At 43.7% G+C, this 20,034-nt stretch carries 18 protein-coding genes; 7 read left to right on the top strand and 11 right to left on the bottom strand.

The features are described 5' to 3' along the window. Nucleotides 1–23 precede the first annotated feature (23 nt). The gene (locus tag GVN16_RS15305) at nucleotides 24–701 is read left to right on the top strand and encodes a pseudouridine synthase (protein WP_166564789.1); all 678 of its coding nucleotides are present in this window, start codon (nucleotides 24–26) and stop codon (nucleotides 699–701) included. Between the two features lie 8 nt (nucleotides 702–709). Here the strand turns inward: GVN16_RS15305 and GVN16_RS15300 are convergent, their stop codons facing one another. Then, a complete protein-coding gene (locus tag GVN16_RS15300) occupies nucleotides 710–3,010 on the bottom strand; it encodes a DUF5916 domain-containing protein (RefSeq protein WP_166564788.1) in 2,301 nt (766 codons plus the stop codon). Nucleotides 3,011–3,117: 107 nt separating this feature from the next. On the opposite strand from GVN16_RS15300, the gene rnr reads away from it, so the two are divergent. Further along, on the top strand, nucleotides 3,118–5,445 hold the full coding sequence (rnr, locus tag GVN16_RS15295) for a ribonuclease R (RefSeq protein WP_166564787.1): 2,328 nt from the start codon (nucleotides 3,118–3,120) through the stop codon (nucleotides 5,443–5,445). Between the two features lie 46 nt (nucleotides 5,446–5,491). Here rnr and GVN16_RS15290 read toward each other — a convergent pair whose 3' ends face one another. From GVN16_RS15290 to GVN16_RS15260, 7 genes are all read right to left on the bottom strand, one after another. Continuing rightward, nucleotides 5,492–6,145, bottom strand: a complete 654-nt coding sequence (locus GVN16_RS15290) for a hypothetical protein (protein WP_166564786.1) — start codon at nucleotides 6,143–6,145, stop codon at nucleotides 5,492–5,494. A 2-nt stretch (nucleotides 6,146–6,147) separates the two neighbouring features. After that, nucleotides 6,148–7,431: an LVIVD repeat-containing protein gene (locus GVN16_RS15285; RefSeq protein WP_166564785.1), complete on the bottom strand. Its 1,284-nt coding sequence runs from the start codon at nucleotides 7,429–7,431 to the stop codon at nucleotides 6,148–6,150. A 36-nt stretch (nucleotides 7,432–7,467) separates the two neighbouring features. Then, the gene (locus GVN16_RS15280) at nucleotides 7,468–8,655 is read right to left on the bottom strand and encodes a serpin family protein (protein ID WP_229244194.1); all 1,188 of its coding nucleotides are present in this window, start codon (nucleotides 8,653–8,655) and stop codon (nucleotides 7,468–7,470) included. A gap of 17 nt (nucleotides 8,656–8,672) precedes the next feature. Then, on the bottom strand, nucleotides 8,673–9,176 hold the full coding sequence (locus GVN16_RS15275) for a hypothetical protein (protein WP_166564783.1): 504 nt from the start codon (nucleotides 9,174–9,176) through the stop codon (nucleotides 8,673–8,675). A 326-nt stretch (nucleotides 9,177–9,502) separates the two neighbouring features. Continuing rightward, nucleotides 9,503–10,615, bottom strand: coding sequence for a DJ-1/PfpI family protein (locus GVN16_RS15270; RefSeq protein ID WP_166564782.1), 1,113 nt, complete (start codon nucleotides 10,613–10,615; stop codon nucleotides 9,503–9,505). A 106-nt stretch (nucleotides 10,616–10,721) separates the two neighbouring features. Then, nucleotides 10,722–11,774 carry an AraC family transcriptional regulator gene (locus GVN16_RS15265; protein ID WP_166564781.1) on the bottom strand — a complete coding sequence of 351 codons (1,053 nt, stop codon included), beginning with the start codon at nucleotides 11,772–11,774 and terminating at the stop codon, nucleotides 10,722–10,724. Nucleotides 11,775–11,870: 96 nt separating this feature from the next. Next, nucleotides 11,871–12,266: a DoxX family membrane protein gene (locus GVN16_RS15260; protein ID WP_166564780.1), complete on the bottom strand. Its 396-nt coding sequence runs from the start codon at nucleotides 12,264–12,266 to the stop codon at nucleotides 11,871–11,873. A 113-nt stretch (nucleotides 12,267–12,379) separates the two neighbouring features. On the opposite strand from GVN16_RS15260, the gene GVN16_RS15255 reads away from it, so the two are divergent. Together GVN16_RS15255 and tpiA are read left to right on the top strand one after the other, a co-directional pair. Beyond that, a complete protein-coding gene (locus GVN16_RS15255; RefSeq protein WP_166564779.1) occupies nucleotides 12,380–13,102 on the top strand; it encodes a YebC/PmpR family DNA-binding transcriptional regulator in 723 nt (240 codons plus the stop codon). 326 nt (nucleotides 13,103–13,428) lie between these two features. Next, nucleotides 13,429–14,196, top strand: coding sequence for a triose-phosphate isomerase (tpiA, locus tag GVN16_RS15250; protein ID WP_166564778.1), 768 nt, complete (start codon nucleotides 13,429–13,431; stop codon nucleotides 14,194–14,196). Nucleotides 14,197–14,276: 80 nt separating this feature from the next. Here tpiA and GVN16_RS15245 read toward each other — a convergent pair whose 3' ends face one another. Continuing rightward, on the bottom strand, nucleotides 14,277–14,954 hold the full coding sequence (locus tag GVN16_RS15245) for a TVP38/TMEM64 family protein (RefSeq protein ID WP_166564777.1): 678 nt from the start codon (nucleotides 14,952–14,954) through the stop codon (nucleotides 14,277–14,279). A gap of 125 nt (nucleotides 14,955–15,079) precedes the next feature. After that, nucleotides 15,080–16,009, bottom strand: a complete 930-nt coding sequence (locus tag GVN16_RS15240) for a GDP-L-fucose synthase (RefSeq protein ID WP_166564776.1) — start codon at nucleotides 16,007–16,009, stop codon at nucleotides 15,080–15,082. Nucleotides 16,010–16,192: 183 nt separating this feature from the next. Here GVN16_RS15240 and GVN16_RS15235 point away from each other — a divergent pair, with 183 nt between their 5' ends. Further along, entirely contained in the window at nucleotides 16,193–17,068 is an 876-nt protein-coding gene (locus GVN16_RS15235; protein WP_166564775.1) for a toxin-antitoxin system YwqK family antitoxin, read from the top strand. 69 nt (nucleotides 17,069–17,137) lie between these two features. Here GVN16_RS15235 and greA read toward each other — a convergent pair whose 3' ends face one another. Next, nucleotides 17,138–17,608 (bottom strand): transcription elongation factor GreA, encoded by a 471-nt coding sequence (greA, locus tag GVN16_RS15230; protein WP_166564774.1) that lies wholly within the window; start codon nucleotides 17,606–17,608, stop codon nucleotides 17,138–17,140. A 308-nt stretch (nucleotides 17,609–17,916) separates the two neighbouring features. Here greA and fmt point away from each other — a divergent pair, with 308 nt between their 5' ends. Together fmt and GVN16_RS15220 are read left to right on the top strand one after the other, a co-directional pair. After that, entirely contained in the window at nucleotides 17,917–18,837 is a 921-nt protein-coding gene (fmt, locus tag GVN16_RS15225; protein WP_166565053.1) for a methionyl-tRNA formyltransferase, read from the top strand. A 48-nt stretch (nucleotides 18,838–18,885) separates the two neighbouring features. Then, a complete protein-coding gene (locus tag GVN16_RS15220) occupies nucleotides 18,886–19,941 on the top strand; it encodes an LD-carboxypeptidase (RefSeq protein WP_166564773.1) in 1,056 nt (351 codons plus the stop codon). Nucleotides 19,942–20,034: the final 93 nt, after the last annotated feature.

Here is a 20,034-nt window from a genome sequence, read left to right as displayed (position 1 = left end):
TTTGCCTTTTCAATAACAGATTAATGACCTTCCGGAACCGTCTTCAGTACTTGCTTGTCAAAAAACTTCAGATATCTAACAAAAGAGCTCTCGAAATTATTCTGAACAAAGAGGTCATGCTGAACGGCACTCCTGTCTCTGAAAACCTCATCATTGAAGCTTCCGACGAAGTGATATACCAGGGAGAAATCCTGAAAGAAGGCAAGAAAATGGTGTATTATGCTTATTACAAACCGCGGGGTATAGAAACAACCCTCAATCCTGAAATTGCAGATAACCTGAAAGATATCCTGCCTTTTCAAGAACCGGTTTTCCCGGTCGGCAGACTCGACAAGGCATCAGAGGGTTTGCTCATCCTGACCAACGACGGAAGTTTTTTTGACAAAACCCTGAGAAAAGAGCACCAGACAGAGAAAGAATACCGCGTAAAAACGGATAAGATAATCGACGAACATTTTATCAGCTCAATGGCCGGAGGAATCACCATCATGGGTAAAATGACATTACCGTGCCGCGTTTTTAAAATCGATGAGCATACTTTCAGCATTATCCTGGTGCAGGGACTGAACCGCCAGATCAGGAGAATGTGCTACAAGCTACATTATGAAGTAACAGAACTCATCAGAATCCGCGTCGGGAATGTATTGCTGGAAGACCTGAAACCCGGAGAGTTCCGCGATTTGGGGTCAAAACCTGTCTGATGTAATATTTAAACATTTAACCAATAAGTAATCTTCAGAATCAAAGCCCTGTTTTTAGGTGTCCAGCTGTTGATCCTGTACTGAGGAATATCCTGCGAGAAATAATTGTCTGTATAAACCAGGAAAAAATCACTTACAGGCTTGAACCTCCACTGCAGCCTGCTGTTGATGTTTGTATTGTTGGTCTGGGTGTTGTACTGAAAGAAAGCACTGAAAAACACAGACCGGGAAAATGCCATTTCGGCCTTGGGTCCCACCAGCCAGTAACTGACACTTTTATAAGGTTTTGGCAGTTCAATTTTGTTGTAATTAAGGTCAACTGTCACAAATCCATACGGCTGGATCCTGTAGGCAAGACTGCTCTCCAGTTCTATACCTTTACCATTAAAATACCCCCCCCACGACAAATTGGAGTTCACCTGGAAGTTTCCCCGCGAGCCCGTCTCAACGCCCACAAAATAACCCCTGGAACGGTAGTCCCCCACCGGAAGTGGTACCACATCCCTTGAGAAATCAGGGTCGGGGTTATCGGAAGCATTGCTGGGGTCAAATTCTTCAAACAGGTGCACGAAATTCATATAGTAACCACCATAAAACTCCGTTTGGCTGGGAAGTTTGATAAATCCGAAAAAGTTGGTTTCGCTGTCGAGTCTTTTGCCCTTCAGGTCAAAATTGTCACTTCCTTCCGTGCCGATTCCGTAAGAATTGATGTGTTTTGAAACCGACCCTTTTTTAGGATTTAGTATCAAAGAAACCGGCCTGAAGAGATTATAAAGCCCTCTTCTCGGTACAAACCCTGTTTCAGCCCTGTAGTTTTCGCCAATCCGGGTCATACCGAGGTTAATGTCCACGTTGGGGTGATGATAGCCCATATAATGAGCAAAACTTCCGGCATCAGAAGGCTGATTGGGCTGAATGGAATGATGATAGTAAGTTTCGGCTTCGATCCGGTTATCAGGTGAATAGTAATTGAATTCAAGCCCTGCCACCCGGTTGTACCGGTTGAAATTCCCGCGATCTGTACCCGGAATGTCGGACAGGAAGTTCTCTTTATTCACCAGGATTCCCCCGATGGAAGACCTGTCGAAAACCTTTCTCTGGGCAGTCAGCACGGTATAATTGGAAGCAGGGTTATAAGAACCGTTGCTGAACTTTACTTTTTTGGTCTGCATATTCATGACACCGATCCTCCAGTCGTCATTGATTTTACCGCTGAGTCTTACCCCGCCCAGTATCGGTACCTGGCGGCTGTTTCCGGTAGCAGGATCCCGCGTGATGCCTATCCTCCTGGAAAAGAAGGGCCGGGTATCCGGAAACCCGAAAGTGCCGAAAAGGTCTGCATTTTCGATAAAAAACTGTCTTCTTTCAGGGAAAAACAGCTCAAAACGGGACAAATTGGTTTGTTGTTTATCTACCTCTACCTGGGAAAAATCCGGGTTAATCGTCACGTCAAGATTAAGGGCGGGCGTTACCGCTATTTTGGCGTCCAGGCCTATACCCCCGGTCTTGTCTTTCACAATATTCTGCGGGCTTAAATCTTCGGCATGGCGTGGAAAGTCTTTTGACAAACCTCCGGAAAGATAGGGAATCACAGAAATATTAACTCCCGGCTTGGGTGGGGCGTCATCCCAGACCATAAGCCCCGCAAAGGCCAGGTTGCTGGATGCAAAGTTTCTCGGAACCGGCGTCCAGTTCGAAATCTCGTTGGTTTTCATGGAGTTGCGATTGAAATTGATCCTCCAGGTATTGGCCCCTTCTGAAGACTTATACCTGATGGTTTTGAACGGAATCGCCATTTCGACCACCCAGTGGTCATCATAGTTTTTAACCTGAGAATACCACTTATTGTCCCATGAATTATCGGTGTTTTCACCCGAAGAAATCAGCCCCTCCCGCTGAACATTGAGCGGAGAAACCGCGAATTGAAAACCATTGAGTTTATCTTTGAAAGGATCGATATTGACCACAAAAACGTCACTGGTGCCACCCGGGAAATCACGCTTGAGAGAAGAAACAATGTAGTTTTCCCGAGGCTCGGTCATCCGGGCGGCCACATAAATAAAGTTGTCATCAAAAAGGATCCTGACTTCGGTCTGAAGCCCGGCAAAAGCAGTATCGTAAGGTTGTGTGAGGAAAAAGTCTTTGGCTACGTCTGATTGCTGCCATACGGCCTCATCTAGCAGGCCGTCGAGTTTTATAAGCTCTTTGGTTTTTTTAATGTGGATGATGTATTTCTCATCATTCTGAGCGGAAACGGCCGATGAAAGCAATAGAAAAACAAGGGGCAGAATGCCCTGAATAAACTTCATTTCGGGTTTTGTTGTTAGTATATTATAAATAATTTGCAAATCTCGGGAAAATTTGTAGATTTATATATTATGAATACTTTTATATTTTATTGAAATCATTACTATTAATGGCCAAAAGAAAGAAAAAAACACAATACGCAGAACAGAAGAAAGAGGTCCACGCTTTTTTCTCTCAGAATACAGGGAGAGTCTATACATTGACGGATTTGTACAATCACCTGGATGTTTATGACCAGGATGAAAAAATATTTGTGAGGTTGATGGTGGAGGAACTTGAAGAAGAAGGCAAGCTCAGACAAGTGGGCAGGGGACGATATATTCAGAACACAGGCGAACAGAACGGAGGCGAAAGCAAATCTGCGGATGCGACCGTGATTGAAGGTAAGGTGGATTTTGTGAATCCCAAATTCGCTTTTATCAGGTATGACGACAACGAATCCGATATTTATGTGGAAGCCAATGACCTGGAAGGAGCCCTGGACGGAGACAAGGTAAAGGTGAAGATCACAGGCAAAAGAAAGAACGGTAAAAATCCCGAGGGAAGAGTCATTGAAGTCTTGCAAAGGGGAAGATCCGAAGTGGTCGGGAAGATCAAGACTTTCGGGAACTATGCCCTGGTAAAACCCGATAACAAAGGTTTTCATGAGGATATTTTTATTGCCAGGGAAAACATCAACGGAGCGTCCAAAGACGACCTGGTGATTGTCCATCTGATGCAGTATCCTACCAAAGTGACGCAAGCGACCGGCAAGGTCGTGGACATTTTAGGAAAATCCGGAGATAACAATGCTGAAATGCACGCCATCATGGCGGAATTTGGCTTGCCGGTTAAGTTCCCTGAAGAAGTCATTGCTGAGGCAGAAGCCATCAGCGAGGTGATCACGGAGGAAGAAATTAGCAAAAGAAGGGATTTCAGATCAACACTGACCTTCACGATTGACCCTCATGATGCCAAGGACTTTGATGATGCCATCAGTTATAAAGCCCTGGAGAACGGCAACTACGAAATCGGGGTGCATATTGCGGACGTGACCCACTATGTGAGGCCTTCGACCAAACTGGAAGAAGAGGCCTACAGAAGAGCCACATCTGTTTACCTGGTAGACCGGACCATTCCGATGTTGCCGGAAAAGCTGTCGAATAATCTCTGTTCATTAAGGCCGAACGAGGACAAGCTGGTTTTCTCAGCGGTTTTTGAAATGAATGACCACGGAAAAGTAATTTCTGAGTGGTTTGGGAGAGGCGTCATTCATTCAGACAGAAGATTTGCTTACGAGCAGGCCCAGGACTTGCTGGACCTGGATGAGACCGCAGAAGGAGATCATTACATTCAGATTTTACATAAACTCAATACCATCGCCAAAATCCTGAGAAAGGAGCGGTTCTCAAAAGGAGCTTTCAACTTCGAAACCAATGAAGTGAAGTTTAACCTGGACGAAGAAGGCAAACCTGTCGGCATTTATGTAAAAGTGAGAAAAGACGCTCATAAGCTGATCGAGGAGTTTATGCTTCTGGCCAATAAAAAAGTAGCAGAATTTGTACATAACCTGAATAAAGACGAAAATGGTGAAGTGAAGAATCCTTTCACGATGGTGTATCGGGTACACGAACCACCTAACCCTGAGAAACTGGAGACTTTTTCCAAATTTGCGGGTAAGCTGGGCTTCACCGTCAAAACCGGGAATCAGACCGTTTTGTCGAAATCGCTGAACAACCTCATGACGGAGATTGAAGGTACACCGATGCAGAATATCCTGGAATCGCTGGCCGTCAGGACCATGTCCAAGGCCAGGTATTCGACGCAGACTTTGGGACACTTCGGTCTGGCATTTGATCATTACAGTCACTTTACTTCGCCCATCAGGCGTTATCCTGATATGATGGCCCACCGCATGCTCCAGCATTACCTGGACGGCGGCAAAGACCTTAACCAGGCTGATTTTGATGAGAAGTCTAAGCATTCATCGGAACAGGAAAAACTGGCTGCTGAAGCAGAAAGGGCTTCGATCAAATATAAGCAGGTCGAGTATATGAGTTATCAGGACAGGCGTGCTGTTTATGATGGTGTGGTGACCGGTGTAACTGATTTCGGTATTTTTGTTGAGATCGAAGGCACAGGTTGTGAAGGCATGGTCAGGCTGGCAGATCTGACGGATGATTTTTACGATTACGACCCTGAAAATTACCGGATCGTTGGTAAAAGAAAAGGAAAAGTGATCGGATTCGGGAGCGTTGCTCAGGTTACAATCAAAGCCACTGACCTTGAAAAAAGAAGCATGGATCTGGAGCTGGTAAGTGTGGAGGGGAGTAAATTTGTATCCTCATCTTCCGGTTCGTCGCGTCCTTCCCGTGACTCAGGCAGAAGGAGAGGCAGTGGAGGCAGATCTGACGGGAAATCTTCAGGTAAATCGTCTTCCAGGAGGAAAAAAAGATAAAATAAAAGGGCCGTAAATTTCTGATTTACGGCCCTTTTTATATGTTTCAGAACTGAAACCCAAGCCTGATCTGAACCCGGTTATGATTACGGCTCTCTGATCCCCTGATATTGTAAATGTCATTCTCACGGATAAGATCATCGACGGTCAGTTTCTGATATTTGTATCCGAAGTTGAGCAACCAGGCTGATCCGTTCCGCATCGGGAATTTGAACCCGATGGCCGGGTTAATCATGACACCGCCTTTTGTTTTTATATTTTCGTCATCTTCCTGGAGCAGGGTGGTTCCATAGCCGGCATCCAGGCTGGCCACCAGCGAAGACCCCCCGTTTTTCTTCTCTACCAAAACCCTTCTGAGTCCTGCAGAAACCGGAACGATCAGAGCCGCATCATACCAGTCTGCTCCTATGGTTACGCCGGCGGCAGTTTTATGGTTGAGGTATATCCCGTTGAAAGTCTGAACGGAAATATTGGCTGCATTTTTCATTTTGTAGGTAATGGTCGACGGCCCCGGCCAGTAAGAACTGGAAGACGGATAATAATAATAGCCGCTGGGCACCCTTACCCTGCCAAACAAACCGCCGAATTCAGTCATATTAACAAAAGGGTGTTCTTTGAAGAAAGACGACTTTTCTTCCTGAGCGAAAGCCTGACCGCAAATCAGCAACACCAGACAAAAGAGTAAAGATATCTTTTTCATAATCAAATGCTTTTAACTTTAATATGACTTAATAATTTGAGGTTTTTCGGGTCAGAATAATCATACTGATAAAGCCCGTCTTTCCCGATCATGATCAGCAGGGTGTTGCTGACAGGAATGACATCAAATGCATCAATATTTTTGATGTGCTGATTTAAAGTAATATCAGAAGCATTGGCGGCATTAAAACTCTTGAGACCAAATTGCCCTTCGCAGACCATCAGGTTTGCGTTATTGATAGCCAGGCCATGAGGATTCTCCATTTCGTAGGATTTGATCAGTTGCGGAGAGCTCAGGTTGCTGACGTCCACCACATCCATGCGGTTGGGAGCAACCCCGCAAATCCCGGTTCTCATGGTTACATAAGCTTTGTTTCCTTCCACGACCACAGGGTCGCAGGCCCTTACGTGCTGGAAGATGGATGTTCTCACCGGTTTGGCAGGATTTGAATTGTCAAAAATATGCATGCCGGTGTTGGAGCCGATGAACAGTTTGTCCTGGTATGGGAAGATCGTTTCTATACCCCATCCCAGGTTAACTTTACTGATAGAATCGGGTTTCTGCTGATTTTTTATATCAAAAACAAGGAGGTCTGACTGGGTGGCCGCATACAGGTAGTCCTGGTAAATGGTAAACCTGGCCATTGATCCGCCCTGTCCGTTGGTTCCTGCGGCAGAGCCGTTGGTTCCGTTTGAACCATTGAAGAATCCGGTATCGTAATAGACCCCTCCTCCGGGCCAGACAGTAGAACCTTCACCACAGCCTGTTTTTACTTTTTCGGTGACTGTTTTCCAGGCATAATCGGTAATGATCTTCGAATAAGGGTCATAATACCAGCTGATACCATCTACCATGCCGTTGACGAACATATTATTTTTACGGCCTACTTCTTTGATGTTTTTGACATCTGAGATATCGAAAGCCACCAGGTCGGTGTAGTTGTCGGTATAAAGGATATTGCCTTTAACCGCCATGTCAATCACCCCGGGGATTTTGAAGAATGCTACGTTTTGGGGAGATGAAGGGTTGGTATTGTCAATGATGTGTAAGCCCTTTTTTACTTCATTGATCAGAAGGAAATTGCCGATGGCATATATTTTTCCGGGATTTTCGATTTCCTGGGGAGCTGCATTCTGGATACCTGCTTTTAATTGTTCACGGCCGATCTGGAAGGCAACGGTAGTCCGGTAGACCCTGGTTTTTTCACAATTGTCTGTACAGGAAGATAAACCTGTCAGGATTGCCAATAGCAGGATCAGCCCATTGAGGGTAGAATTTCTTTTCATAAGGTTGAAGTTTTAAAAGGTTAAGCGATCAGAATCTTAAAGGTTGGATACCTTCCCCAAAAAAAGGATGGTGTCCGAAGTTTTTTCGCTGATCACGAATAAAAACGGTTTGTCACAAGTCATTTCCTTGATGATCGGAACTGAGGTAAGGACAATACCGATGGTGGTTACCGCCGCGGCTTCTGTTCCTTTTTCGTCTACTGCCACATAGGTATCCTGCTTGACAAAACCCACCTTGATTTTGCCGGCAGGAGGAGATATTTTCGAAAGATCTGCTCCGTCTGTGAAAGCTTTCTTCATGCCCATGTTTTCCAGTATCTCATTCAGTTTTTTGCTGTACTCGATTTTGAACTTTGGCAATCCGAAGTTTACTTTTTGTTTGACCATGCCTTTGCCTGCAGTTGCCCAGGTTTCCTGGTTAAAGCTGTTGACAAGAGCATCTATGTCTCTCTTGGGAAGAATGACCTTCATGGCATATTTGTCATTGCCATAAGGAAGTTCGATCATCTGGAAGTTTTCATTTTCTGTGTACAGGTATTCTTCCTGCTTGTGCATCATGTCGACCTGCTTTGTAGAGGCAGAGCCTTTAAAGTCGGCTTTGGAAGTGTTTTTGGTTTCAAACTCGCTTTTCCAGTCGCCTTTGAAATAAAGAGCATTCACCAGAAACATCACCTGGTCAGGCGTAATGCTGTCCAGTATTTTTTTGATCTTTTCATTGGTGTTGTCGCTCGCCCATTGATTGATCTTGTTGACCGTCGCCGGGTTTCCGAAGTCTTCAGAGTACAGCTGTGCGTTAAAATTGCTTTTCAATCCGTCGGTGAAAGTGGCTTGTACCGGGAAAGTTTTCTCCTGCCAGATAGAATTGGCAATCGTGTTTTTGACCTTCGGGTCAAGGTTAGGCAGCTTTTCGATCAGCTCCTTGTAAGAGCTGTTGATTTCTTCAAGACTGGCGTTGTCCAGTTTCAGTGTTTTCTGTATTTCTGTTTTGGTTTCAGTATCTGCTCCGTTGAGCAGCATACCCAAAGCGATGTGGAGGCTGAGTGGTGAGACAAAATAGTTGTTGTTTTTAGCTTCGGCTTTATGAATCTGTTTCCAGAAATCGAATGCGAAAGCACTCGTTTTTCCTGAAAACTCAGCCGGGATTTTTACTTCGACATTTTCTTTCGGTTCAACGACCGCACAATTGGACAAACCGCCAACCAGGGCCAGGGAGATTCCAGTCATTAAGAGTGCCTTTTTCATTATCCTTTAATAAATTTGTAAGTGATTTTTTTGTTTTCTTTTTCCGGTAAGTGCAGAACCAGCGTCTGGCCGTTGTTAAGCACTTCGTACCTTTCAACTTTCGATAAGCGGTTCCAGTAATCTTCTTCAAAGGCAACTTCTTCGGCAGAGCCTTTTATTTTTGTTCCTCCTACGCCTGTTACCACCATCGTTCTTTTTTCAAACTCTGAGGTGAAGAAAGCAAAGTAAAAATTGAGGGGGCCTTTACCGTTGATGATGTATTGTCCGGTCTCATTTTTTTCATTTTTGATTTCTATGCTGACGTCGTAAGAAGTCGTGATGTTGTTTTCATAAGCCACCATTTTCCATGTTCCGAATGGAGCAACAATGCCTCCTTTTCCGCCATTGGAAAGGTTGTTCATGTCCCAGTTCGGGTTGTTGCTTTGCTGAGGCATCATGTCACTGCTTTTGCAGGCCATCACACCGTATATAAAAAATGCCGTTATAATTAATCTGTAATACATGGTTAGTAATTCTCTTGATTTCAGTAGGATGGCGAAAAGATCATAACTGACCCCTCCGCCATCTTCCTTTCCCTTAAAACCCTTTTCAATAACAATGATTCAGAAAGATATAATTTGGTTGGAATATTATGGAAGAAATAGTTGAAAAAGGGGACAAATGAGGTAAAATCAATCAAAATGGACTATTATTCAGTAGCATGGCTGTTATGATCAGTGAAAAAACAAGCAGAAGGAAAAGAGGAGTATGGCAATACTTTTATGAAATATTGCCATACGTTTTTTAATTGTTATTATGAATTTCAGTGCCGGGTTGTTTTGTCCTGAAACTACTTGTTGTTTAATTCCTCAAGCATCTTTTTTGCCTTGTCTGAATCAGGTTCTTTCGCGATGAGTTCCTCCAGTAGCTTCCTCGCAGTCGGCTTGTCATCCAGGTTTCTATAGCACGTAGCCCGTTCCAGTTGAAGAGCAGAATTAAAGTAATAAGGGGTTGCCAGTTCCATGACATCCAGTGCCAGTTTACTGATTTTTTTATCACCATTGGCACCCATCGAGCGGTAATAGCCGTAAACCGCTATGAGTTCAATATCAAGCTTATCCTTGCTGACCTTGATTTTATTTTTTACCTGGTCCCATTCACCACCCAGGGCTCTTTTTACAAGATTCATGCTCATTTCATCCGGGAAATGTTGCCTGGATACAGGTTCTGTACCAAGAGAGCGTACGATCTGCTCCGCCAGAGCATTGGTAGAATAGGGATTTTGGCCGGTGATTAATTGCCCCGAAATACTCACATGAGGCAACATAACATCGGCTTTTTCATAGATCCCGGCTCTCGCCTTCAGTTTGTCTTCAAGCATAAACGGAAATTCTTTCTGCCATTTTTTGCCGAACATGGTTTCTTCATCATTGCAAAAACCCGTGATGGCTTTTCCTTCCACCAGGTATTTCCCATCCGGAAGTTTCACATGGACAAAAGCCGCGGGGCCATGGCAAACAGCGGAAATAATCCCTTTGTTTTGGTAGATCTGCGTAATGATTTCCTGAAGTGAAGGGTCAAAAGGTAGATCGAACATAGCCCCTTTTCCACCGACAACATAGACGGCTGCATAATCCGCAGCCTTTAGAGATGCTGTCGGAAGGGTGTTTTTTAACCATCCGGTAGCCTTGGCATCAGCTAAAATAGCTTTGTTGTACTCTTTTTTGGCATTGTATCCGTCTGGCTCCACCGCTCCGCCTTTTGGACTGGCCACATCGACTTCGAAACCATTCGCCTTAAAAGTCAGGTACGCCTGGGAATATTCATCGAACTCAAACCCGGGCCGTGTTTTGCCTGCATCTTTACCATAGCTACTCACCACCATCAGGATTTTTCTGGTGGTTTGGGCATAAGAAAGAAGAGGGAATAAAATCAGCGTCAGTAATAATTGCTTTTTCTTCATTTTGATCAGATTTTTTATTTTGTTGAAAGCCCAAAAATGCTTTCAGGATCAGGAAATGAAGTCCTGATCTATAAATCTGAACAAGAAATACCTGGAATTGCCCTTTTCAGAATACTTTGGCGGCCTTATACTGGCTTGGGGTGAGCCCGGTGATTTTTTTGAAAGCAGCAAAAAAAGTGGATTTTGAATGATAACCCACTTCATAACCGATGGCTTCTATTTTAAAATCCAGAGCAGCGTCTATGATTTCACAGGCTTTCTTAACCCGGAATTCGTTCAGATAAACAGGGAAGGTTTTCTGCAGGTTGTCGTTGAGTAATTGAGATAACTGATGTACTGAAACATGGAGTAATCCCGCCATTTCAGGGAGCTTCAAATCGGGGTTTTTGTAAATCTCTTTTTCGGTTAAGGCTGTTTCAAGTTTTAGAATCAAGGTCCCGGCTTCGTCCGGGCTTATTTTTTTGTTACTGTATTTTTCGGGTTCGGGGCTAAACAGATAACCGGTCTTTTTCCTGTAGAACAGTATCAGGATGTTCAGGTAAATAAGTAGTGAGAAGGTGAGCCCGCCGGTGATGTATGCCACATTGAGGATGTCCAGATAGGACACTACAAAGTTGGAGGCAATCATGAGATTACTGAAATAAACCGCCAGAACCCATTTTTCATGCAGGGTTACATAGCCCGTTCTCAGTTTTTTAAGCAATGGAATAATGAAGATCCCGGAAATAAGCACCGTCAGGAACCATTCTCCGTAAGTGATTTTGACGAAGTACTTTTTCCACAAATACAGCTGGGGCTTGTCGGTAAAAAAGAGCATGAGGAGGACAGAAGCCATAACAAAACTTCCAAGTATGATGCCCCATTCTCCGGGGAAAGTTTTGGTTTGTTCGGAGACGGCTTTCAGATAGAAGAATAATAAGGGACCGATGAGAAAACAAACCGCAAGACCCAGTTGTATAAAGAAAACAGGCAGGTCCGGATAGAAATACCACACGACCGACTTACTGATGCGGATACTCAAAACCAGCAACAATAAACCGAAAAGAGTATTGGGAAGCGTTTTTTTGGGAATAAAGAACAGGAAATAACTGCTCAGTATTAATCCGTTAAACCAACCCAGGGTACTCAGGAAAAAGAGTATTTCTTTGTTAAAAGTCAAATAAATATGATTTTTAACAAAAATACCAGGATTAAGTCACCGCAAGGGCTTGTTTTGATAAAAGGTCGAAATGAAGGTTGAGATAGTCGTCCAAAATCAGCCAACGACATACAAACCGAAAACAGCCAGAAGAAAGTAAGCCACTAGCGAAGCTGCCCCGGCATAGTCCTTAGAGATCCTTTGTCCGAAAAACAGACCCAGCAAACTCAGAGCGGAAAGCTGCAGTCCGAAGGTAAGCAGTTGCAGAGAGCCTTTAAAATAATAATAAAAAACACCAGACAGACTGAATGCCCCTGCCGAGATCTCGAGGATGGTAATGGTAATGAAAAGCAGGGATGATATATTTTTGAGCGGTGTTTTTTCAAAGACACTTTTGATATAACCGCTATTTCCTTTAAAATCAAAGACTTTGTCGAGTCCGGATTGCAGGAATAAAATGCTGAAGAATAATCCTATGGCCATATTCAAAAATACGGTATTCGTCAATTCCATGGGTGCGTCGGGCTTAGGTTAATATATTTTTTGTAAGGCAATTTGCATTAAATTTTTGATTTATGTGTAATTTCGCACCAAATTTATAAAACTACATTTGACAAAACCATAACATGGGAAGAGCGTTTGAATTCAGGAAAGCCAGAAAAATGAAACGTTGGAGTTCAATGGCGAAGATTTTCACCCGTATCGGTAAAGATATAGTAATGGCTGTGAAATCAGGCGGACCTGATCCCAATGCCAACTCGCGTCTGAGAGCGGTTATCCAGAACGCCAAGGCAGCCAACATGCCGAAGGCCAACGTGGAAAGTGCCATTAAAAGGGCTTCTTCAAAAGACCAGGAGGATTACAAAGAGATTGTTTTGGAAGGATACGGATTACACGGTGTGGCGGTGTTGGTAGAATGTACTACCGATAATAACAACCGTACGGTAGCCAATGTCAGAAGTTACTTTACCAAAACCGGGGGGAGTTTGGGCACCAACGGTATGCTCGACTTTATTTTTGAGCGTAAATGTGTATTTAAAATCGCCAAGACAGATAATATAGATGTGGAAGAGCTGGAGTTTGAGTTGATCGACTTCGGTGCTGACGACGTGTTTTTGGATGAAGAATCTAACCAGGTCAATGTTTACGGAGAATTTTCGGCATACGGAGCTATCCAGAAATTCCTGGAAGAGAAAGGATATGAACTGCTTCACGCGGATTTTGAACGTATCCCGACAGACACCAAGAAACTGACAGAAGCCGAAGCTGCTGATGTAGACAAGCTTCTTGAAAAACTGGACGAAGATGATGACGTACAAAACGTTTATCACAACATGGTGATTGAATAATTGAGAGGAAGAAGGAGCAGGGAAAAAGAGAATGGATTCCTTCAAATCTTTCCTCCCGCATAAATCCGGAAGATAAGCGGCGAGTCCGGTAAAGTCAGTTGCTTTCCCCGTCCTCCGTTTTCCTTTCTCCATTAAAAATAAGATTTATAGTTTCTTATAGTCTAAAGTGCTCCTGCTTTTGTCGGGGGCATTTTTTTTGATGAATATCTAAGCAGGTGTTTTGAAGCGAAGCGGATTCTTAACCCATATAAAATCAATAATTAATGAAAAAAAGGCTTATAACTTATTATATTTGCGAAATTTTAAATCAAGCATTCTAAGTCAAAATGAGAAAAAAGTACGCTGCCGGTAACTGGAAAATGAATAAAACTTTTGAAGAAGGTCAGATCCTTCTTTCTGAAGTAGTTAATATGGTTAAAGACGAAGTGGTAAACCCTAATGTTCAGGTGGTTTTAGGTGTTCCGTTTCCTTATTTGAGCTCATTCAGCAAACTGATTGACACACCGAAAGTGGCTTTGGCTGCTCAGAACTGTCACCCGAAAGAATCAGGAGCTTATACCGGAGAGGTGTCTGTATCGATGTTGAAATCTGCTGGTGTTAAGTATGTGATTATTGGTCACAGCGAACGCAGGGAATACTTCAACGAATCTGACGAATTTGTAGCTCAGAAGGTAGATGCCATTTTAGCCGGCGGATTGACCCCGATTTTCTGTTGTGGAGAAACGCTTTCACAAAGAGAAGCAGGTATTCATTTTGATTTTGTTTCTGGACAATTGACCAACAGCCTTTTCCATTTGTCGGCTGATGATCTGAAAAAAGTAGTGATTGCCTACGAACCTATCTGGGCTATCGGTACAGGCGTAACGGCTTCTTCGGCACAGGCTCAGGAAATGCACAAGGTACTTCGTGACCACCTGGCGTCTAAATACGGACAGGAAGTGGCCGAAGAGATTTCGATCCTTTACGGAGGAAGTGTGGGTGCGGGTAATGCACAGGAGCTATTCTCTCAGCCTGACGTTGACGGCGGACTGGTAGGCGGAGCCTCACTGAAATCAAGAGATTTTACAGACATATCCAAGTCGTTCCCGGCTTAATATAGATCATATCAAATAAAAGCCTCTTCCGGAAACGGGGGAGGTTTTTTGTTTTCGGGGTGATTAATAACGTTATAGCATCATTCAGCAGGCTTCAAAACCTTCCTGAATACCATCGACAAGCCCACTACTGACGCAATCAGGAGGATGAGAATGAAGACCTGTTGAAACAATCCCTGGTTGGGATGCTCGATCAGGGTCTGGATTTCTTTGGCTTGTGAGCCGGTCCATACGGCCAGGACGGTTCTCGGAATCATGCCCATGAAGCCACCCAAAAGAACGTTTCTGAGACGGGCACCGGAAATCGCAAATACAAAATTAGTGAGGGCAAAGGGAAGGACGGGTGAAAGTTTGGAAAAGAAAATGATCTTTAACTCTTCCTTTTTGATGCCGTTGAGGATGCCTGCAACTTTCGGATTTTTTGACAATATCTCGATAAACCGGTTGTTGTCTATTTTCCTGACCACAAGATTGACAAGAATAATAGCCCCCATGTTAATCATAAATTGATAAGGAAGGGCTTCAAACCCTAAAAAATAGCCATGAATAACCGCAAGAAATGTCGGAGGACTGAGAGCCAATGCTGAAGTGACCGTGAAAACAAGGGATATATAAAACCAGTCGGCCCAACCCAGGGTATTGAGGAAATCCTGATACTGAAGTACATAAATGGTCAGGAAAGAGGTACTTACCAAAGGGGTAATCGTAAAAAGGATAGAGCTTATGAGTGGAAACGATACCTCTTTGTTAAATTTCATCGTGGCAAATTCATCAGGAATTAACAGGGCACAACATGTGTCTGTTCAGAAACAAAATTATCAAATTAAACCCGGATAATCCTGATGAAGTTTACTTTGCTATAAAACTTAACAAAGAATTAAACTCAGGCCGTACGGCTTTTGTATTCGGCATATACCAACCTGATACCTTCTTTCAGCTCAATGGTGTGTTTCCAGCCCAGGTCATGAAGTTTGCTCACGTCCATCAGTTTTCTTGGCGTTCCGTCCGGTTTGTCGGTATTCCATTTGATATTTCCTTCAAAACCGACCTCTTCCCTGATGGTTTCAGCCAGTTCTTTGATGGTTACATCCACACCCGTTCCGATATTGACGAGGGTCGAGTCATTGTAATTTTCCATCAGGAATACACAAGCCTCGGCCAGGTCGTCGGCATGAAGGAATTCACGCATCGGCGAGCCCGTTCCCCAAAGTTCAACTTCTTCGCTGCCGTTCAGTTTAGCTTCATGAAACTTACGGATCATGGCCGGCAATACGTGAGAATTCTGCAGGTCATAATTGTCGTTTGGGCCATACAGGTTGGTTGGCATGACGGATATGAAGTTACAGCCGTACTGGTCTTTGTAAGCCTCACACATTTTGATACCCGCTATTTTGGCAATGGCATAAGGCTCATTGGTAGGTTCAAGCAGGCCTGTCAGTAAATAATCCTCACGAAGCGGCTGCGGAGCGAGTTTGGGATAGATACAGGATGACCCCAGGAACATCAGTTTTTTTACACCTGATAAATAAGAGCCGTGAATGACATTGTTCTGAATCTGTATATTTTCGTATATAAAATCGGCACGATAAGTGTTGTTAGCTACAATACCGCCTACTTTGGCCGCGGCAAGAAAAACGTAGTCGGGTTTTTCTGTGGCTAAAAAATCTAAAACTGCCTGCTGGTTTCTGAGATCAAGTTCTTTGGACGAACGAAGTAAGAAATTGGTAAAGCCTAAAGATTTTAATTTTCTGACGATGGCGGATCCGACCATACCATTATGACCGGCAACATAGATTTTAGCAGAAGTTTCCAATTTTTTTTAGAATTTTGCGTTTCGAATGAATAATCAACTCTTAAATTTACAATGGAGTAATCATAAATGAAAAGATTTCTTTTTATATACCTTATATTTCAGGTTTTTGTCCTAAAAATTCATGCTCAGGATATCATTCCTAAAGCAAAGACAAAAGAGCAAAAGAAGGCGGAACGAAAAAAAATGACCCTCGAAGAAAAAATCGAAGACATCGTTCCGGTAGATATCGGATTGCCTAAAGCTTCGGTCAATCTGCCCGGTGATAATAAGATCACGAATGTGGAGGATGCCAAAAAGTTTCTGAACGAAGCATTGCCCGGCATTGCTTCTGATGCCAAAGCCAAATCTAAAAAACTGAGAAAAAACAGGAAGAAAGCCAAAGCTGATGCTTTTGACGGAAGGACCTATGAAAAGATGGCTGTTGAAAAACAAATCTACAAAAGAGGTTCCGGCGAGAGGATGATTTATATGGAGTTTTATACCCTTAAAGAACATTCCAGGCCTAATCCTTACACCCGTTCGCTGTTCTGGTATGATCTGAAAACCAAAAAAGTAGTGGAAGCCATTCAGCGGGATGCAAAAACCAACAAACTGATGCATGGCCCTTACAAAGAATATAGAGGGGATGTGCTCATAAAAGATGGCTACTATTACCTGGGAGCAAAGCACGGCCGCTGGGAGGAATACGGAGAGGAGCAGGATAAGGATTTCGTGCTGATCCAGAAAGAAGTGTATAACAAAGGGTTTTATGCAGAATCACAGATCACTTATTATAATGGCGATAGCTCCAAAGTCAAAGAAGTAATACCGATGTTATTTGGAAAACAGACGGGAAGTTACTGGAAATTTCACCAAGACGGAACGCTGGCCGAAGAAGGAAAACTTGACAATGGGGTAAGGGTAGGAAAGTGGATAGAATATTATGAAGGGGGCAATCGCCGGAAGAAAGAAACCCAATATGCTGCTGATTGTTATGATGCTGCAGAGCCTTTTACGGTCAGGGAATATGATGCGGGTGGCAAGCTCACTTTTGAACACGAGTCGGTGAAGAAGTTGTAAACCAGGTGTTTAATAACAGAATAAGGGCTGCAAATCAGATTTGCAGCCCTTATTTTTGGATAAAGAATGTTACAGGGAAATCTCCACGACTTCCACTTCCACCATACCGGCAGGAGCCTGGATCTGGGCGGTATCACCTACCACTTTACCCAGCAGCCCTTTCGCGAATGGTGAATTAATTGAAATTTTTCCTTGCTTTAAATCGGCTTCTTCTTCTGCCACAAGGGTGTATGTCATAATAGCTCCGCTTTTCTTGTTTTTGATTTTCACTTTGTTCATCAGTGAAACTTTTGAAATGTCCAGTGTTGATTCGTCAAGAATACGGGCATTCGACATCAGAACCTCCAGTTTTGAAATCTCCGACTCCATCAATCCCTGAGCATCTTTGGCGGCGTCATATTCTGCATTCTCTGAAAGATCACCTTTGTCTCTCGCCTCCGCTATCTGACGTGCTATTTCGGCACGGCCTTTTGTTTTCATTTCGTGCAATTTGTTTTTCAAATTGTCGAATCCTTCCTGGGTGTAATATTGAAACGCCATAATCGTACTATTTACTTAACACATTTACTATTGTCCTATTAAAAAAAAATTACCCACCGATTGAGGGGGTAGAAAAAAAAAGAACGGCGAATTTCGACCGTTCCTGAATAACTGATAAATTAACAGAAACTAATTCAGGTTCGTTTGAAAAAGATAATATGTTCTTTGATTCTGCTCATTAATTATAATTAAGATACAAATTTAAACTATTTTTTTTATAAAGGCAAAAGCTTTTTGACAAATTCCACCCCTCCATTCCCTTATATTTGCCATTTCAAATATATCAACTGATTATGCGGATTATTTTCATGGGGACTCCCGATTTTGCAGTGGCGAGTCTAAAAAAACTGGTCGAAAACGGATGTGAAGTAGTAGCGGTGATCACAGCTCCGGACAAACCTTCGGGGAGAGGGCTGAAGATGAACGAAACGCCTGTTAAACAATATGCCGTCAGCCAGGGAATCCCGGTTTTGCAGCCCGAAAAGCTGAAAAATAGTGCCTTTTTAGAAGAATTAAGGTCTTATAAAGCGGATTTGCAGGTTGTGGTCGCGTTCAGGATGCTTCCGGAAGTGGTCTGGAGCATGCCGTCTGTCGGGACCTTTAATTTGCATGGATCGCTGTTGCCGCAGTACCGTGGTGCTGCCCCGATCAACTGGGCGATCATCAACGGAGAAACGGAGTCGGGTGTAACCACCTTCCTGATCGAAAAAGAGATAGATACGGGAAAAATCATTTTTAAAGAGAAAGTGAAAATCAGTGAAGAGGACAATGCCGGTTCACTGCATGATACCCTGATGGAAACCGGGGCTGAGCTGGTTCTTAAAACCGTCAGGGCCATTGAAAAAGGCGACTATCCTCAGGAGGCTCAGGATAACTTTACCGAATTAAAAGCCGCCCCGAAGATCTTCAAGGAAACCTGCAAAATCGACTGGAATCAGCCAACACAAACGCTCTTTAACTTTATCAGGGGCTTAAGCCCTTACCCTGCAGCCTGGACCATGCTCAGTGATAAAGTTTGTAAAATATATGCCGCTCAGCCGGCAGAAGGAGACCTTCCGGAAGATCTGACCACGTTTAGCTTTGAGGCAGATCAGGTGACCATTAAAACAGATCAGAAGAAAGTGCTTTACTTCAGGACTGCTGATGGCTGGCTGTCTGTCAGGGAGCTTCAGCTGGAAGGTAAAAAGCGAATGATTACGGAAGATTTTTTAAGAGGCTACCGATTTTAAATATTAATGCTTTAATTTGAATCCTTGTTCAACCAACCATATCAAACCATGCTCGCAAGAAGAAAATTCCTGACTACCTCGCTCTTAACCCTCGGAGGGATCAACTTTTTATCAGCCGGACAAAATGAATCATCAAGTCTGCCGCTGGCCAAAGACCTGAAAGCCAAAGGCCTGAAACCCGGTGATACCATCGGTCTGGTATGCCCGGCTCATTCCGCTTTTATCAAACAGGATGTACAGTTTGCGATTGAGGCTTTTGAGGTGATGGGATTTAAGACCAAAGTCGGGAAACATGTTTTTGACCGCCACGGATACCTGGCCGGAAAAGATGCCGACAGGGCAGCGGATATCAACGAGATGTTTGCGGATAAGAGCATCAATGCGATCATGGCCATGCACGGTGGATGGGGAGCTGCAAGGTTGTTGCCTTTGCTGGATTATAAACTGATACAAAAGAACCCTAAAATATTCATAGGCTACAGCGATATAACTTCCTTATTGCTGGCTATTTACAAAGAGACAGGCCTGATCACGTTCCATGGCCCGGTAGGCTCTTCAACCTGGAACAGCTTTTCGACGGATTATTTTAAAAGGACACTGATAGAAGGGCAGGCCGTTGAGATGGTAAACCCTGTTTCGAAAAAGGATAACCTGGTTCAGACGGACGACCGCATTTATACCATCACTCCGGGACAGGCTACCGGTAAATTACTCGGCGGAAATCTCACCGTGCTTTCTCATATTCTCGGCTCACCCTATGTGCCGGATTTTAAAGGAGCTATTTTGTTCCTGGAGGACGTCGGAGAGCAGGTTTACCGGATGGACAGGATGCTGACCCAGCTTAAGCTCGCCGGTATTCTCAACCAGATCTCGGGCTTTGTCTTCGGCAAATGCAGTGAATGCCTACCCTCTAAGGAAAGCTACGGATCACTGACCCTGGAGGACCTTTTCGAAGACCATATCAGACCGCTTAATATCCCGGCGTTTTCGGGGGCTATGATCGGACACATCGCCAATAAGTTTACTGTTCCTGTTGGACTTGATGCTTCTATTGATGCTTCCAAAGGTATCATAAGGTTTGCAGAACCCGCTGTTCTGGTGTAATCTTCGGGATTTGCATAGGTCTTACTCCCTTCTGTTTATGTTATTGATTAAAAATTGATTTTACCAAAATCAGGGTAAGGGGTCTTTTTTTGC

This window comes from Emticicia sp. CRIBPO (assembly GCF_009905725.1).
In the GTDB taxonomy this organism is placed as follows: domain Bacteria; phylum Bacteroidota; class Bacteroidia; order Cytophagales; family Spirosomataceae; genus Leadbetterella.
This window is presented reverse-complemented; position numbering and strand designations above follow the sequence as displayed.